This is a genomic window from Streptomyces sp. Tek67B01, assembly GCF_055231995.1.
This window is the reverse complement of record NZ_JBUYUY010000001.1, coordinates 3,016,979-3,032,617: the sequence shown is the minus strand read 5'-3', so window position 1 is coordinate 3,032,617 and position 15,639 is coordinate 3,016,979. Positions and strand designations below refer to the sequence as shown.

The following is a 15,639-nucleotide window of genomic DNA, read 5'->3' as shown; positions in this document are numbered from 1 at the left end:
GGGTGGTGGCATGCGTACTGCTTACAGCGTGGAGACCGTACGGGCCGCCGAGCGCGAGCTGATGGCGCGGCTGCCGGAGGGCGCCTTGATGCGGCGGGCGGCGGCCGGGCTGGCCGCCGTGTGCGCCGGACTGCTGCGAAGGGTGTACGGCGCGCGGATCGTGCTGCTGGTCGGCCCGGGGGACAACGGCGGCGACGCGCTGTACGCGGGCGCGCGGCTCGCCCGGCGCGGCGCGGGTGTGACGGCCGTGCCGATGGACCCCGAGCGGGTGCACGCGGGCGGGCTGGCCGCCCTCTTGGGCGCGGGCGGCCGGGTGGCCGCGGCCATGCCCGGGCGGGCGGACCTGGTGGTGGACGGACTGCTCGGGATCGGCGGCCGCGGTGGACTGCGGCCCGCCGCCGCGGCGTTGGTGGAACGGATTCCGCCCGGCGCGGTGGTGGTGGCCGCGGACCTGCCGAGCGGGGTGGACGCCGACACGGGCGAGGTGGCGGGCGCGGCGGTACGGGCCGACGTCACGGTGACGTTCGGGGCGTACAAGCCGGGGCTGCTGATCGACCCGGGGGCCTCACGGGCCGGCGCGGTGCGGCTGGTGGACATCGGGCTGACCCTCCCCGCCCCGGACGCGGAGGCGTTGCAGCACGCCGATGTGGCGGCGCTGCTGCCGGAGCCGGGCGCGGCCAGTGACAAGTACCGGCGGGGTGTGGTCGGGGTCGTGGCCGGGTCGGCCCGCTACCCGGGGGCGGCCGTACTGGCCGTCGCGGGGGCGCTGCGCGGCGGCGCGGGCGCGGTGCGGTACGTGGGCCCGGCGGCGGCCGGGGAGGCGGTGCTGGCCAGGTACCCGGAGACGCTGATCGGGCGGGGCCGGGTGCAGGCCTGGGTGATCGGGCCGGGGTTGGGGGACGAGCGGGCCCCGGAGGTCCTCGCGGACCCGGTGCCGGTCCTGGTGGACGCGGACGGGCTGCGCGGGCTGGACCCCGGGGCGCTGCGGGCCCGGACGGCGCCGACGCTCCTGACCCCGCACGCGGGCGAGGCGGCGGCGCTGCTGGGCGTCCGGCGCGAGGAGGTGGAGGCGGGGCGGCTGGCCGCCGTACGGGCGTTGGCGGAGCGGTACGGGTCGACGGTGCTGCTGAAGGGCTCGACCACGCTGGTCTGCGACGGCGGGGTCGTCCGGGTCAACCCGACCGGTACCCCCTGGCTGGCCACCGCGGGCAGCGGTGACGTGCTGTCCGGGCTCGCGGGCTCCCTGCTGGCGGCGGGACTGTCCGCGCCGGACGCCGCTTCGGTGGCCGCCTACCTCCATGGCCTGGCGGCCCGCCACGCCGCTTCCGGCGCCCCCCTCCTCGCCCACGAGGTGGCCGAGGCCCTCCCGTCCGCGTGGCGCGACACCCGCACCCCCTGATCCGCCGGCGCGGGGCGCGGGCCGGCGGTGTCGCGCCCGACGACCGGCCGCGACCGGCCCTTCCTCCCGCGTCTCGCCCCCGTCCTCCCGCCGCGGCCGGGCGTGGGTCCCTTGCCGGGCCGTGCCCGGGCCGCGTCCGTGCGACCGGCGTACCTTCCGCGTGCCCGGGGCCCGGCGGACGCCCCGGGCCCCGGCCGGCTTTGCCGCGTGGGCCCTCCCGGTCGCCGGAGGGGACGTCGGCCGCGTCGGTGACCGGCGCACCGTCACGCCCCGGGGCCGGCCGTTCGCGTGCCCCGGAGGGGCCGGAGGGCGGTGCGCAAGGCCGGTGGTGGGGGTTCTGAGAGACTGTGCTCGATGAACGAGACACCGACGCGCGCGTACGCCGAGATCGACCTAGCCGCCGTGCGGGACAACGTGCGCGCACTGCGCGAGCGGGCGCCCCGGGCCGAGCTCATGGCCGTCGTGAAGTCGGACGCCTACGGCCACGGAGCGGTCCCCTGCGCCCGCGCCGCCCTGGACGCCGGTGCCACCTGGCTCGGCACCGCGACCCCCGAGGAAGCGCTCGCGCTGCGCGCCGCCGGGATCGGCGCCCGGATCATGTGCTGGCTCTGGACGCCCGGCGGCCCCTGGCGCGAGGCCGTCGAGGCCGATCTGGACGTGTCCGTCAGCGGGATGTGGGCCCTGGACGAGGTGCGGGCCGCCGCCCGCGAGGCCGGGCGGGTCGCACGCGTCCAGCTCAAGGCCGACACCGGCCTCGGCAGGGCCGGCTGCCAGCCCGCCGACTGGGCGGAACTCGTGGGCGCCGCCGTCGCCGCGCAGGCCGAGGGCACCGTCCGCGTCACCGGCGTGTGGTCGCACTTCGCCTGCGCCGACGAGCCCGGGCACCCCTCCATCGCCCTCCAGCTCGCCGCCTTCCGCGAGATGCTCGCCTACTGCGAGAAGGAAGGCGTCGAGCCCGAGGTCCGGCACATCGCCAACTCGCCCGCGACGCTCACCCTCCCCGAGAGCCACTTCGACCTCGTGCGCTGCGGCATCGCCGTCTACGGCGTCTCGCCCGCCCCCGAGTTGGGCACGCCCGAACAGCTCGGCCTGCGCCCCGCGATGACCCTCAGGGCCTCCGTCGCGCTGGTCAAGACCGTGCCCGCCGGTCACGGCGTCAGCTACGGCCACCACTACGTGACGGAACGCGAGACGCGGCTGGCCCTCATCCCCGTCGGGTACGCGGACGGCGTCCCCCGCCACGCCTCGGGCAGCGGTCCCGTCCTCGTCGGCGGCGCGGTCCGGCGGGTCGCCGGCCGGGTGGCCATGGACCAGTTCGTGGTCGACATCGACGGCGCCGACGTCCGCGCGGGCGATCCGGCGATCCTCTTCGGACCGGGTGACCTGGGCGAACCCACCGCCGAGGACTGGGCTCAAGCGGCGGACACCATCGCGTATGAGATCGTCACCCGTATCGGGGGCCGCGTGCCCAGGGTTTACCGCAACGGCTGACCACGGCCGAATACGGCTGCTGAGTACGGCCGAGTGAGGACGGCGACCGCGTGAGCGAGAACTGGCGCAAGGCCGGCTGGGCCGGCGCGGCCATCGGTGTCATAGCCGCCGGCGCCGCCGCCGGCGTCGCGGTCGAGCGGATCACCGTGGGGCGCGGCATCCGCAGGAAGGCGCGGCTCGCGCTCGATGCCGCCGGGGACTACGGGTCCCTGCGCGGGACCGAGGGCACCTGCCGTGCCGAGGACGGCACCGAGCTGTACTACGAGATCGACGAACCGCCCGAGGAGCCCGGCCGGCGCGGCAGGCCGCGCCGCAAGAAGCCGCCCGCCGCGACCGTCGTCTTCTGCCACGGCTACTGCCTCGGCCAGGACTCCTGGCACTTCCAACGCGCCGCCCTGCGCGCGACGGTCCGCTCCGTCTACTGGGACCAGCGCAGCCACGGCCGCAGCATGCGCGGCGTCGCCCAGGCCGACGGCGAACCGGTGACCATCGAGCAGCTCGGCCGCGACCTCAAGGCGGTGATCGACGCCACCACGCCCGAGGGCCCGCTGGTGCTGGTCGGTCACTCCATGGGCGGTATGACGATCATGGCGCTGGCCGAGCAGTTCCCCGACCTCGTACGGGAGCGCGTGCTCGGGGTGGCCCTGGTCGGCACCTCCAGCGGGCGGCTGTCCGAGGTCACCTACGGGCTCCCGGCCGTCGGGATGGGCGCCGTACGCCGTCTCCTCCCCGGGGTGCTCAAGGTGCTCGGCTCGCAGGTGGAGCTCGTGGAGCGGGGCCGCCGGGCCACCGCCGACCTGTTCGCGGGCATGATCAAGCAGTACTCGTTCGGTTCGAGGGACGTCGACCCGGGGGTGGCCCGCTTCGCCGAGCGGCTGATCGAGGCCACACCGATCGACGTGGTCGCCGAGTTCTACCCGGCCTTTCAGGTCCACGACAAGACCGTCGCGCTCCGGCGGTTCGCGGACATCCCGGTCACCGTCATCGCGGGTGACCGCGACATGATCACCCCGCCCGAGCACAGCCTGGCCATCAAGGAGGTGCTGCCGGCCGCCGAGCTGGCGGTCCTGGAGCACACCGGGCACCTGATGATGCTGGAGCGCCCGGAGGCCGTGACCGCGCTGCTGATCGGCCTGCTGGCGCGCACCGGCGTCGTGCCGGCGGCGGTGGCCGCGGACGCGCCCGGCGCGGTGTCCGCCGAGGCGTCCGGAGCGACTTCCGGAGCGACTAACGTTGGCGCGCATGGAAGAAGTACCGCGAGAAGCGCCGCGCACCCCGGCTCCTGAGGTCTCCGGGCCCGGCGCGGCCGAAGGCGCCGTCACCGAGACCCTGATCACCGTCGACTCGCCCGACTCCATGCGCGAGCTGGGGCGTCGGATCGCCGGCCTGCTGCGGCCGGGCGACCTGGTCCTGCTCACAGGCGAGCTCGGCGCCGGCAAGACCACCCTGACGCGCGGCCTCGGCGAGGGCCTCGGCGTGCGCGGGGCCGTCACCTCCCCCACGTTCGTGATCGCCCGCGTGCACCCGCCGCTGGGCGACGGGCCGGCCCTGGTGCACGTGGACGCCTACCGGCTGGGCGGGGGGCTGGAGGAGATGGAGGACCTCGACCTGGACGTCTCGCTGCCGGAGTCCGTGGTCGTCGTCGAGTGGGGCGACGGCAAGGTCGAGGAGCTCTCCGACGACCGGCTGCACGTGGTGATCGCGCGCGCCGTCGGCCACGAGGAGGTCCTCGACGACGTACGGCAGGTGTCCGTGCGCGGGATCGGGACCCGCTGGTCCGCCGCGGCGGACGGCGTGGCCGGGCTGGCGGAACGCGTCGCCCCGTAGCGGGCCGGCGCCCGGCCCGACGTTCCGACAGTCCGTCGGGAAAACGTTGCGCGAGGGCGGACGCTCGTGGTGACATGGTACCGAGCGCCGGTTAGGGCTACCTAAGTACGGCGCCCCGGGCCGGTCCAGGAGGCAGCCATGTCGGCAGCAGGAGCAGCACGCGCAGCAGCGGGAGCCGGGCGCGCTTCGGTCACGGGCGTGTCCATGGGGGCGCTGCTCGCCTCCTGCGCGGCCGCCACCGCCGTGTCCACGCCGCCCGCATCCCTGTCGGGACGCCCGGAGCGCCAAGACGGGGCCCTTGAAGAGGAACAGGCCGCTCCGGACTCCGAAGCGGCCTGACGTCCCGTACGGGCGTCACCCGTACGGGAGCGTCGTCCGTACGGGTGAAAGATGAAGGGTGCCCGTCAGGGCACGACGATCACCTTGGTGTTGATCGTCGCGAAGGCCCACATCGCGTCGCCGTCCGCCCTCGACATGCGGATGCCGCCGGTCTTCTTCGTCTGGTCCGGCTCCGGCACGGAGCCGTCCACGCGCGCGCTGAAGCCGACGGCGATGCCGTCGGTGGTGGCGAACCGTACGACGTGCTCGATCGGCACCCCGTCCGAGCCGGTGACCGTGCCCGAGCGCGAGCCCACCGGGTAGCTGCCCGGCGCCGGGTGGACCGTGCTCGGCATGACCGCGAAGGACTTCGGCTGCTGCCCGTCCTCGCCGACCAGCCACACCCGCTTCTGCGACACCGAGTACACGACCCGTACCCCGGTCCCGGAGTCCGCCGGCACCGCCGCGATCTTCGACGGGTCCGGCTTGGCGGGGCCCGGCGCGGGCGCCGGCGCCTGGGGGGCCGCCTTCGAGGGGTGCGCGGGTGCCGTGGCCGAGGCCTGGTAGCCGAGGAAGGCGACGGCGACCAACGCCGCGACGGTGAGCCCGGCCACGATTCCCGAGCTGCTGCGTGCCACCTTGCTCCGCCTCTCCGCGGTCTCCCCGCGTTCTCCGTGTGGGTCTGTGTGTGGGTCTGTGTGTCGGTTCTCAGTGTCGCGTCGTCCGGGTCGGGTCGTCCGCGGGGCGCCGGGCCGCCGGGGACCGGAAAGCCCGGTCGAGTACCGCACTGACGCCTCGGTCGAAAGGTAGCAGCCGGGGTCGCCCGCGACCGGCCGCAAGGGCCGGGGCCCGGGGAGTCGTAGGCTGTTCGCGTGCTCTTGCTCGCTGTAGATACCGCCACGCCCGCCGTCACCGTCGCCCTGCACGACGGCGAGTCAGTCCTCGCCGAATCGAACCAGGTCGACGCCCGCCGCCACGGGGAGCTGCTGCTGCCCTCCGTCGACAGGGTCCTCGCCGAGGCCGGGGTGAAGCTCGAAGCCGTCACCGGCATCGTCGTCGGCGTCGGCCCCGGCCCCTACACCGGGCTGCGGGTCGGCCTCGTCACCGCCTCCACCTTCGCCGCCGTCCTCGGGGTCCCGGTGCACGGCCTGTGCACCCTGGACGGCCTGGCCTACGCGGCCGGCGCCGCCGGGATCGAGGGCCCCTTCACCGTCGCCACCGACGCGCGGCGCAAGGAGGTCTACTGGGCCCGGTACGAGGACCCGCGCACGCGCGTCGGCGACCCGGCCGTGGACCGCCCGGCCGACATCGCCGAGCGGGTCGCCGGGCTGCCCGCGGTCGGACAGGGCGCGCTGCTGTACCCGGAGGTCTTCACGGACGCCCGGCAGCCCGAGCACCAGAGCGCCGCCGCCCTCGCCGGCCTGGCGGCGGAACGGCTCGCGACCGGGGCGCCCTTCGAGAACGCCGAGGGCCTGCCCCCGACGCCGCTGTACCTGCGCCGGCCCGACGCCCAGGTGCCCAAGAACTACAAGGTGGTCACCCCGCAGTGACCTCGGTACTGCGCGAGATGCGCTGGTGGGACATCGAGTCCGTGCTGGAACTGGAACACGAGCTGTTCCCCGAGGACGCCTGGTCCGCCGGCATGTTCTGGTCGGAGCTCGCCCACGCGCGCGGCCCGCACGCCACCCGCCACTACGTCGTCGCCGAGAGCCCGTCCGAGGGCCTGCCTGAGGGCCTGCCCGACGGCCCGTCGGGCAGCGGCGCCGCCGCCCCGGGGGCCGCGGGCCGCATCGTCGGCTACGCCGGGCTGGCCGCGACCGGGGACCTGGGCGACGTACAGACCATCGCCGTCGCCCGCGACCAGTGGGGCACTGGTCTCGGCGCCCGGCTGCTGGAGGACCTGCTGCGCGCGGCGACCGCCTTCGAGTGCGCCGAGGTGCTGCTGGAGGTGCGGGTGGACAACACCCGCGCCCAGAAGCTCTACGAGCGCTTCGGTTTCGAGCCGATCGGTTTCCGGCGCGGCTACTACCAGCCCGGCAACGTCGACGCGCTCGTGATGCGCCTCTCCGGCCCCACAACCCCAGACTCCGCACCCTCCGTACACGTACAAGGTGAGACCCATGGCTGACGAACCGCTCGTCCTCGGTATCGAGACCTCCTGCGACGAGACCGGCGTCGGCGTCGTCCGCGGCACCACCCTGCTGGCCGACGCGATCGCCTCCAGCGTCGACGAGCACGCCCGCTTCGGCGGGGTCGTGCCCGAGGTGGCCTCCCGCGCGCACTTGGAGGCGATGGTCCCGACCATCGACCGCGCCCTCAAGGAGGCCGGCGTCAGCGCCCGCGACCTCGACGGCATCGCCGTCACCGCCGGCCCCGGCCTCGCGGGGGCGCTGCTGGTGGGCGTCTCGGCGGCCAAGGCGTACGCGTACGCCCTGGGCAAGCCCCTGTACGGGGTCAACCACCTGGCCTCGCACATCTGTGTCGACCAACTGGAGCACGGGCCGCTTCCGGAGCCGACCATGGCGCTGCTGGTGTCGGGCGGGCACTCCTCGCTGCTGCTGGCACCGGACATCACCGCCGACGTACGGCCGCTCGGCGCGACCATCGACGACGCGGCCGGCGAGGCCTTCGACAAGATCGCCCGGGTGTTGCAGCTGGGCTTCCCCGGCGGTCCGGTCATCGACCGGCTCGCGCGGGAGGGCGACCCGAAGGCGATCAACTTCCCGCGCGGGCTGACGGGGCCGCGCGACGCGGCGTACGACTTCTCCTTCTCCGGCCTCAAGACGGCGGTGGCCCGCTGGATCGAGGCGAAGCGGAAGGCGGGCGAGGAGGTGCCGGTGCGCGACGTGGCGGCATCCTTCCAGGAGGCCGTGGTGGACGTGCTGACCCGCAAGGCGATCCGCGCCTGCAAGGACGAGGGCGTCGACCACCTGATGATCGGCGGCGGCGTCGCGGCCAACTCCCGGCTGCGGGCGTTGGCCCAGGAGCGGTGCGACGACGCGGGGATCGTCCTGCGCGTGCCGCGGCCCAAGCTCTGCACGGACAACGGCGCGATGGTGGCCGCCCTGGGCGCGGAGATGGTCAAGCGGAACCGTCCGGCCTCGGACTGGGACCTGTCGGCCGATTCCTCGCTGCCGGTGACGGACCCGCACGTGCCGGGGACGCAGGCGCACGACCCCGGACACGATCACGGACCCGGTCACAGCCACGACCACGACCACGTGCACGAGCTGAGCAAGGACAACCTCTACTCGTGAGCACGGTCGCGCTGATGTGGGAGGCCCGGGCGGTGCCCGGCCGGGGGAACGAGCTGCTGGAGTGGGCCCGTTCCCAGGTCCTGGCGCGGGAGCCGGTGCGCCGCGAGGTGCTGCGGGCGCCGCAGGACCGGGTGCTGGTGGTCACCTGGTGGGAGGCCGCCGAGGGCGTGGCGGCGGAGTTGCCCGAGCTGCCCGAGCCGGCCACCGACCTCATCACCCGGGCGGTGCACCGCTGGCGGTTCGAGTCCGTGGAGGTCGCGGGCGGCTGAGCGCCCGTCGAGTGACTCTGTATCAGATCCCGGTATGGTCATGTGCATGTCCCGTCGTGACCTGCCGCCTCCGCCGCCGCCCGCGCACCTGCGGGATTGGATGGACGAGTCCGTCGTACGCGCCGACCGCGCGCGCTTCCTCCGGGAGCTGGGCCGGCGCACCCTCGGCCCGGGCCGGCTGCTGCTGCTCTGGGCGGTGGCCGCCGTCTTCGCCCTCGGTTGGACCTTCATCGGCATGGCCCTGATGGCGTTCGAGAGCGGCGATCCGCTCTCCTCCCTCTTCGGGCTCGTCTTCGGCCTGCTCGGCGTCGGCGTACTCGTCCCCGCCGGGATCTGGTTCGCCAAGGGCATCGAACGGGACCGGCAGATGCGCCACCTGCTGTGCGCGTGGGCCGAATCCGACCGGGACCCGGCGGCCGACGCCCTGGTGCGCGCCCCCTGGCGGAGCCTGACCTGGCTGCTCACGTCCTTCGCCCTCGGCGTGTTCGGGCTGTGGGTGACCTTCGGGACGGCGGCGGAGGCCAGGCCGGGCCAGGTGACGTACGGCGAGGTCACCTACTTCATGGGGCTCGGCCTGATCCTGTGGATCACCGGCCTCCTCGGCCTCGGCAAGGCCGGCGCGCACTACCGCTGGGCCGTGCGCGCCTTCAGGACCGCCGGCCGGGGCCTGTCCGGCTGAGGGCGTCCGGCTGGGGCGCCGGGCCCGTCACCGGGCCTCGGCGGGGCCCCCGATCAGCATCGAGGGAGCGCCGTCGACGCGGGTCAGGATCACCGTCGCCGAGTGGGGACCCTGCGGCTTGACCTTCTTGCGCAGCTCCTCAGGCTCGATCGCCGAGCCGCGCTTCTTCACCGTCAGGATGCCGACGCCTCGCTCGCGCAGCAGGGCCTTGAGCTTCTTCAGGCCGAACGGCAGCACGTCGGTGATCTCGTACGCGGTCGCGTACGGGGTCGCGCGCAGCTCGTCGGCGGTGATGTAGGCGATGGTCGGGTCGATGAGGCGGCCGCCCAACTGCTCGGCGACCTCCGCGACGAGATGGGCTCGGATCACGGCGCCGTCGGGCTCGTAGAGGTACCGGCCGACCGGTCCCACCTCGGGATCGGGCAGCGGATCGGCGGTGCGCAGCGCGCGCGGCCCCGGCAGCAGGGTGGCCCGTACGCTGCCGGGCTCCGTCCCGAACCACAGCACGGCCTCCTTCACATCCCCCTGGTCGGAGATCCACTCGGCCTCGGCCTCCGCCGGGACGGCCTCGTGCGGGATGCCGGGGGCGATCTTGATCGCCGCGTACGGGGCGCTGCGCGCGGTCGCGACGGCCCAGGACAGCGGCGGCGAGTAGCTCTCGGGGTCGAAGATCCGGCCCCGTCCGCCGCGCCGGGCCGGGTCGATGAAGACGGCGTCGTAGCCACCGGTGTCGACGGCGGTCACGTCCGCCTCCCGGACCTCGATCAGGTCCGCCAGGCCCAGCGCCTCGGCGTTGGCCCGGGCGACGGCGACCGTCAACGGGTCGTGGTCCACCGCCAGCACCCGGATGCCCAGCCGGGCCAAGGCGAGGGCGTCCCCGCCGATGCCGCAGCACAGGTCCGCGACGCTGCGCACGCCGAGGGCCGCGAGCCGGCCGGCACGGTACGTCGCGACCGAGGCGCGGGTGGCCATCTCGCTGCCGCCGGGGGTGAAGTACATCCGGAAGGCGTCCTCGGCCCCGAACTTGGCCACCGCCCGCTGCCGCAGCCGGGCCTGCCCGAGCGCGGCGGACACCAGGGCGGCGGGGTGCTCGCGGCGCAGCCGGGTGGCCACGGCCAGCTCCTGGGCGGGGTCGTAGTCGTGGAGCGAGTCGAGGAGGGCGCGCCCCTCGGGGGTGAGGAGGGCGGCGAAGTCTTCGGGGGTCACGCCGTCCATTGTCGGCCAGTGTGGGCCAGTCGATGGAAGGTCGAGGTCCGCTCGCGGTGTCTGCCGGGGACCGGGGGAGTGTCCTGGGAGTATCCGTCGCTATGCAGCCTGTACGACAAAAGGGAAATAAGACGCAACAAGGTCATCGGTCGGCGGCGCGTCCGCTCGGCCGGTACGGGGTGGCCCTCGCCGCGCTGCTGGTCGCCGCGCTGGGCACCGCATGCGGCTCCTCCAACCCGCCCGCCACCAAGCCCAAGGGCGGCCAGGGCGCCGAGGGGGCGGGCGCGGCGGGCGCGCTCGCCAACCCGGCCGAGCAGCAGAAGGCCACACTGCAGGCCCGGATCGCCGCGGCGAAGAAGTGGAGACTGGCCAAGCCGCCACTGACCGCCCCGCCCGCGCCCAAGACCAAGCCGGAGATCACCACCCGCGACGGCTTCGAGGTCGAGGGCCAGGAGGACCTCCCGCCGGTCTTCACCACGGTCCCCACCGAGGACAAGGTCGTCTTCCTGACGATCGACGACGGCGCCGAGAAGGACCCCGAGTTCCTCAAGATGATGAAGGAACTCAAGATCCCCTACACGGCCTTCCTCAGCGACTACCTGGTCCGGGACAACTACCCGTACTTCAAGGAGATGCAGGCCGCGGGCGTCACCCTGAACAACCACACGCTCAACCACCGCTACCTGCCGGCCCTCGACTACGAGAAGCAGCGCGAGGAGATCTGTGGGCAGCAGGACACCATCCAGAAGGAGTTCGGCAAGCGGCCGACGCTCTTCCGGCCGCCCTACGGCAACTACAACCAGGACACCCTGAAGGCCGCGAAGTCCTGCGGCATCAAGGCGGTCCCCCTGTGGAACGCCGAGGCGTTCGTCAACCGCATGGACTGGCGCGAATGGGACCGTGACCTCCACCCGGGTGACATCATCCTCACGCACTTCCGGGGACGGGAGGACTGGAAGGGCACGATGCCTGACATGATCCGTCATGTCATGAAGACCGTCACGGACAAGGGTTACGCCGTGGCTCGCCTGGAGGACTACTTGTGAAGTACGCGCGCCGGTTGGTAGCCGGAACGCTCGCAGCCGGCGCGCTCGCGCTGTCCCTCTCGGGGTGCGGGAACAGCGTGGACCCCATCGAACGACTGGGCCGCAAGACCAAGCAGGAGACGGGGAAGCCCTCGGCCTCCCCGTCCACCGCCGCCTCGTCCCCCGCGCCGGCGCCCTCGGCCGACGAGGCGTACCGCAAGTGGGGCCTGACGACGCCGGTCCAGTACGCGCCGAAGCCCGCCCAGAAGCCGCAACTGCCCAAGCCCGCACCGGGCAAGCCGGCCGTCATAGACCGAATACCCGTCGCGCCGGGCGACAAGGTCGTCTTCCTGACCTTCGACGACGGCGCGGAGAAGGACCCGCAGTTCCTGAAGATGGCGGCCGACCTCAAGCTGCCGATCAGCATGTTCCTGACGGACAACGTGGCCTCGTCCGACTACGGCCACTTCCAGACGCTGCGCGACAACGGCAGCGGCAGCACGATAAACAACCACACCCTGACCCACCCGAACCTGCGGACGCTGAACTTCGCGGCGCAGAAGAAGGAGATATGCGGTCAGCAGGAACGCCTGGAGAAGCGCTTCGGCACCAAACCGACCCGCTTCCGCCCGCCGTTCGGCAACTACAACGACGACACCCTCAGGGCCGCCTCCGAGTGCGGCATCTCGCAGGTCCTGCTGTGGCGCGTGTCGATGCAGATAACCGGCTTCCAGTACGCCGAGGGCTCCGCCCTCCGCCCCGGGGACATCATCCTCGCCCACTTCCGCGGCCCGGCCGAACTCAAGGGCGAGTCGGAAACCCGGATGACCACGAACATGCTCCAGCGCATCCAGGAACAGGGCTTCAAGATCGCCCGCCTGGAGGACTACCTGTAGGGGGCGGGGCGGGGGCTTCGGGGGCGGGGCTTCGGGAGGGCGGGGTTTCGGTGGGGCGGTGTCAGGGACGGTATGGGGGTTTCCCGTCAGTCCCATCGTCTCTCCGGTCGCGCCGGTCCCTCAAGGGCGCTCCTCCTCGTTCCTCGTCGTCGCGTCGCTACGCGGTGGCCTTCGGCCACCCTTGACCGACCGTCCCGCCCCGATCAACGAAGACTGCCGGGAACCCCCCAAAGGAACGGTCACGGGGCGGAGAGGCGCAGGAACGGCCCTCTCAGGGACCGTCAGGGCGCCCCAGGGGAGCCAAACCACACTGGACGGCGCCCCCGACAACACAAGGGCACACAGGACCGTCAGTTGGCGCGCTCGGCCGCGCTGCGCTCCACGCAGAACTCGTTGCCTTCGGGATCGGCCAGAGTCACCCAGCCGGTGCCGTCGGGCTTGCGGTGGTCGCCGACCACCGTCGCGCCCAGGGCCGTCAAGCGCTCCACCTCTTCGTCCCGGGACCGGTCCTGCGGCTGCAGGTCCACGTGGACCCGATTCTTGACCGTCTTGGCATCGGTCACGGTCACGAAGAGCAGGTGTGCGCCGGACGTCACGACCGTCGCCTCGGGATCGCCGGGGAAGTCGTCGGGGGCGAGCGAACCGTCCAGGACAGCGGCCCAGAACTGCGCCAAGCCGTAGGCATCGGAGCAGTCGATGGTGATGTGTCGGATCAAGGAAGCCATTCGCGCACTATCGACCGGCCCAACGAGCGATGTCCACCGACTTTACGTGTGGGTCCATGAGCGGCCCCGGACGGCTCGCAGTCGCCGGACGAGAGGAGCACGTAGCGATCTGACGCGCCTGGTGTGCCCTTGCGTTGTCTGGGGCGCTCTCTGGTGTGGTCTGGGCCTGCCCGGTGCGGAATCCGCGTGCAAAGGGGCCGGGCCTTGGTGTGGCTGGTCCTGGGGCGCCCTGACGGTCCCTGAGAGGGCCGTTCCTGCGCCTCTCCGCCCCGTGACCGTTCCTTTGGGGGTTTCTCGGCAGTCTTCGTTGATCCGGGGCGGGACGGTCGGTCAAGGGTGGCCGAAGGCCATCGCGTAGCGACGCGACGAAGGAGCGCCCTTGAGGGACCGGCGCGACCCGGAGAGACGATGGGACTGACGGGGAACCCCCATACCGTCCCTGACACCGCCCCCCCGAAACCCGGCCCCCGAAGCCCCCGCCCCGCCGTGAGACCCCTCACCGTCTCAACGGCGGCACCAGCGGTGTGATGGTGGTTTCCACCGGGCCCTGGGCGTCCGCCTCGCGTTGGCGCTCCGCGCTGTCGCTGATGCGGAGCAGCAGGGCGATCATGATCCAGTTGGCCAACAGGGACGAGCCGCCCTTCGCCAGGAAGGGCAGGGCCTTGCCCGTCAGGGGAATCAGGCCCGTCACGCCGCCGGCGACCACGAACACCTGGAGCGCCAGCGCCGCCGCGAGGCCCACCGCCAGGAGTTTGCCGAACGGGTCCCGTGCCGCCAGGGCCATGCGCAGCCCCCGCTGGACGAGGAGCGCGTAGAGCAGCAGGACCGCCATCACGCCCGCCAAGCCGAGTTCCTCGCCCACCGTCGTCAGGATGAAGTCGCTGCGCCCCGCGAACTTGATGAGCTCCGGGTGGCCCATGCCGAGCCCGGTACCGGTGATCCCGCCGGTGCCGAAGCTGAACAGGGCCTGCGCCGACTGGTCGGAGGTGACGCCCGGCGGCCGGTCCTTCCAGTAGTAGGACAGGGGGTTGAGCCAGGCGGCCACGCGCGCCTTCACGTGCGGCTCCGTCGAGCCCACCACGAACGCGCCGCCCGCCGCCATGACCAGGCCGCAGACGATCCAGCTGGTGCGTTCCGTGGCCACGTACAGCATCACCACGAACACGCCGAAGAAGATGAGCGACGTCCCCAGGTCGCGCTCGAAGACCAGTACCAGCAGGGACACGATCCACACGGTGACGATCGGCCCGAGCTGGCGCATCGGCGGCAGCCGCATGCCAAGGAACCTGCGGCCGGTCAGGGCCAGCGAGTCGCGGTGCACGACCAGGTACCCGGCGAAGAACACCGCGATCATGATCTTCACGAACTCGCCGGGTTGGAGCGAGAACCCGAACAGGATGATCCAGCGCTTCGCGCCGTAGGTGTCCGCGCCGAAGAAGGCCGGGGCGATGAGCAGCACCAGCGCGACGGCCATCGTGATGTAGATGAAGCGCTGCAACAGCCTGTGGTCGCGCAGCAGTGCCACCACCAGCAGACAGGCCGCGACCCCGACCACGGTCCACATCAGTTGGCCGGGCGCGTTGGCGTCGGAGCCGTACCGCTCGATGTACCCCTGGTCGAGACGGTGGATGAGGACGAGCCCGAGCCCGGTCAGCAGCATGGCGAGCGGGAAGATCAGCGGATCGGCGTACGGCGCGAACCGGCGGATGCCCAGGTGCCCCACCAGCGCGAGCAACGACAGGCTGATCGTGAAGCCCGTGAGCTGGGGCGGCAGCACGCCGTTCATGGCAAGACCGGCCCCGGCGTGGCCGAAAACGGCGATGCCGATGACGAGGACGAGCAGCAATGCTTCGGTACGACGGCGGGCGCCGGCGATCGTCAGCGGCCTCAGTCCCCGCACGGGAGGCCTTCGCCGTCGCTATTGGGGCGTTTTATCTTCATATCCACTACGACGAGGAACCCCTGACGATGGTTCCTGGAGGCCTGGCCGGGGCGGTCCGGAAGGGGGCGATCCACAATCCGTCGGGTGGCGTGTTGGCACTCCGCTTGACCGAGTGCTAATCGCCGGAATAGTCTCGCACCTGGCACTCGCCCCTGGTGAGTGCCAACACAGCGACAGGCAGGTCCGGCACCCGCGACGACGGATCGACCTGGTCGCCACCTCAGACAGTTAACCCCGGATCTCCGAAGGGGGAGGTCGGATCGTGACGACCGCCAGCTCCAAGGTTGCCATCAAGCCGCTTGAGGACCGCATTGTGGTCCAGCCGCTCGACGCCGAGCAGACCACGGCCTCCGGCCTGGTCATCCCGGACACCGCGAAGGAGAAGCCCCAGGAGGGCGTCGTCCTTGCGGTCGGTCCGGGTCGCTTCGAGGACGGCCAGCGTCTCCCGCTGGACGTCAGCGTCGGCGACATCGTGCTGTACAGCAAGTACGGCGGCACCGAAGTGAAGTACAGCGGCGAGGAGTACCTCGTCCTCTCGGCCCGCGACGTGCTCGCGATCGTCGAGAAGTAAGACACTTCTCCAGTTTTGCTTTGAGCTGCGCCCC

Annotated in this window: 17 protein-coding genes; 13 read left to right on the top strand and 4 right to left on the bottom strand. The window is 72.8% G+C overall.

Annotated elements, in window-relative coordinates:
• Positions 1–10: 10 nt before the first annotated feature.
• The 5 genes from ACV7NM_RS13440 to ACV7NM_RS13420 all read left to right on the top strand — a co-directional run bounded on the left by ACV7NM_RS13440 (position 11) and on the right by ACV7NM_RS13420 (position 5,056).
• Positions 11–1,399 (top strand): NAD(P)H-hydrate dehydratase, encoded by a 1,389-nt coding sequence (locus tag ACV7NM_RS13440; RefSeq protein WP_463410523.1) that lies wholly within the window; start codon positions 11–13, stop codon positions 1,397–1,399.
• A gap of 354 nt (positions 1,400–1,753) precedes the next feature.
• Positions 1,754–2,890, top strand: coding sequence for an alanine racemase (gene alr, locus ACV7NM_RS13435; protein WP_463410522.1), 1,137 nt, complete (start codon positions 1,754–1,756; stop codon positions 2,888–2,890).
• Between the two features lie 50 nt (positions 2,891–2,940).
• A complete protein-coding gene (locus ACV7NM_RS13430) occupies positions 2,941–4,176 on the top strand; it encodes an alpha/beta fold hydrolase (protein ID WP_463410521.1) in 1,236 nt (411 codons plus the stop codon).
• Positions 4,133–4,717, top strand: a complete 585-nt coding sequence (gene tsaE, locus ACV7NM_RS13425) for a tRNA (adenosine(37)-N6)-threonylcarbamoyltransferase complex ATPase subunit type 1 TsaE (protein ID WP_463410520.1) — start codon at positions 4,133–4,135, stop codon at positions 4,715–4,717. Before ACV7NM_RS13430 ends, tsaE begins: the two co-directional genes overlap by 44 nt.
• Positions 4,718–4,855: 138 nt before the next feature.
• Positions 4,856–5,056 carry a hypothetical protein gene (locus ACV7NM_RS13420; protein WP_463410519.1) on the top strand — a complete coding sequence of 67 codons (201 nt, stop codon included), beginning with the start codon at positions 4,856–4,858 and terminating at the stop codon, positions 5,054–5,056.
• Between the two features lie 65 nt (positions 5,057–5,121).
• Here the strand turns inward: ACV7NM_RS13420 and ACV7NM_RS13415 are convergent, their stop codons facing one another.
• Positions 5,122–5,673, bottom strand: a complete 552-nt coding sequence (locus ACV7NM_RS13415) for a hypothetical protein (RefSeq protein ID WP_463410518.1) — start codon at positions 5,671–5,673, stop codon at positions 5,122–5,124.
• 234 nt (positions 5,674–5,907) lie between these two features.
• Here ACV7NM_RS13415 and tsaB point away from each other — a divergent pair, with 234 nt between their 5' ends.
• From tsaB to ACV7NM_RS13390, 5 genes are read left to right on the top strand one after another with little or no spacing between them, the layout of a single operon-like run.
• Positions 5,908–6,585 (top strand): tRNA (adenosine(37)-N6)-threonylcarbamoyltransferase complex dimerization subunit type 1 TsaB, encoded by a 678-nt coding sequence (tsaB, locus tag ACV7NM_RS13410; RefSeq protein WP_463410517.1) that lies wholly within the window; start codon positions 5,908–5,910, stop codon positions 6,583–6,585.
• Between the two features lie 17 nt (positions 6,586–6,602).
• Positions 6,603–7,163 carry a ribosomal protein S18-alanine N-acetyltransferase gene (rimI, locus tag ACV7NM_RS13405; RefSeq protein WP_463413934.1) on the top strand — a complete coding sequence of 187 codons (561 nt, stop codon included), beginning with the start codon at positions 6,603–6,605 and terminating at the stop codon, positions 7,161–7,163.
• On the top strand, positions 7,156–8,292 hold the full coding sequence (gene tsaD / locus ACV7NM_RS13400; RefSeq protein WP_463410516.1) for a tRNA (adenosine(37)-N6)-threonylcarbamoyltransferase complex transferase subunit TsaD: 1,137 nt from the start codon (positions 7,156–7,158) through the stop codon (positions 8,290–8,292). The genes rimI and tsaD overlap by 8 nt, the downstream gene beginning before the upstream one ends.
• Before the next feature lie 14 nt (positions 8,293–8,306).
• On the top strand, positions 8,307–8,561 hold the full coding sequence (locus tag ACV7NM_RS13395; RefSeq protein ID WP_463413933.1) for a hypothetical protein: 255 nt from the start codon (positions 8,307–8,309) through the stop codon (positions 8,559–8,561).
• A gap of 46 nt (positions 8,562–8,607) precedes the next feature.
• Entirely contained in the window at positions 8,608–9,240 is a 633-nt protein-coding gene (locus tag ACV7NM_RS13390; RefSeq protein ID WP_463410515.1) for a hypothetical protein, read from the top strand.
• 27 nt (positions 9,241–9,267) lie between these two features.
• On the opposite strand, the gene ACV7NM_RS13385 is transcribed toward ACV7NM_RS13390, so the two are convergent.
• Complete coding sequence (locus tag ACV7NM_RS13385; protein WP_463410514.1) at positions 9,268–10,455, bottom strand: class I SAM-dependent methyltransferase; 1,188 nt, start codon at positions 10,453–10,455, stop codon at positions 9,268–9,270.
• A gap of 92 nt (positions 10,456–10,547) precedes the next feature.
• Here ACV7NM_RS13385 and ACV7NM_RS13380 point away from each other — a divergent pair, with 92 nt between their 5' ends.
• Both ACV7NM_RS13380 and ACV7NM_RS13375 read left to right on the top strand, forming a co-directional pair.
• Positions 10,548–11,492 carry a polysaccharide deacetylase family protein gene (locus ACV7NM_RS13380; protein WP_463410513.1) on the top strand — a complete coding sequence of 315 codons (945 nt, stop codon included), beginning with the start codon at positions 10,548–10,550 and terminating at the stop codon, positions 11,490–11,492.
• On the top strand, positions 11,489–12,367 hold the full coding sequence (locus tag ACV7NM_RS13375) for a polysaccharide deacetylase family protein (protein WP_463410512.1): 879 nt from the start codon (positions 11,489–11,491) through the stop codon (positions 12,365–12,367). The genes ACV7NM_RS13380 and ACV7NM_RS13375 overlap by 4 nt, the downstream gene beginning before the upstream one ends.
• A 350-nt stretch (positions 12,368–12,717) precedes the next feature.
• Here the strand turns inward: ACV7NM_RS13375 and ACV7NM_RS13370 are convergent, their stop codons facing one another.
• Positions 12,718–13,092, bottom strand: a complete 375-nt coding sequence (locus tag ACV7NM_RS13370; RefSeq protein ID WP_463410511.1) for a VOC family protein — start codon at positions 13,090–13,092, stop codon at positions 12,718–12,720.
• A 496-nt stretch (positions 13,093–13,588) separates the two neighbouring features.
• Positions 13,589–14,992, bottom strand: a complete 1,404-nt coding sequence (locus ACV7NM_RS13365) for an FtsW/RodA/SpoVE family cell cycle protein (RefSeq protein ID WP_463410510.1) — start codon at positions 14,990–14,992, stop codon at positions 13,589–13,591.
• Positions 14,993–15,296: 304 nt separating this feature from the next.
• Between ACV7NM_RS13365 and groES the strand changes: the two genes are divergently transcribed.
• A complete protein-coding gene (gene groES, locus ACV7NM_RS13360; protein ID WP_030230757.1) occupies positions 15,297–15,605 on the top strand; it encodes a co-chaperone GroES in 309 nt (102 codons plus the stop codon).
• Positions 15,606–15,639 lie beyond the last annotated feature (34 nt).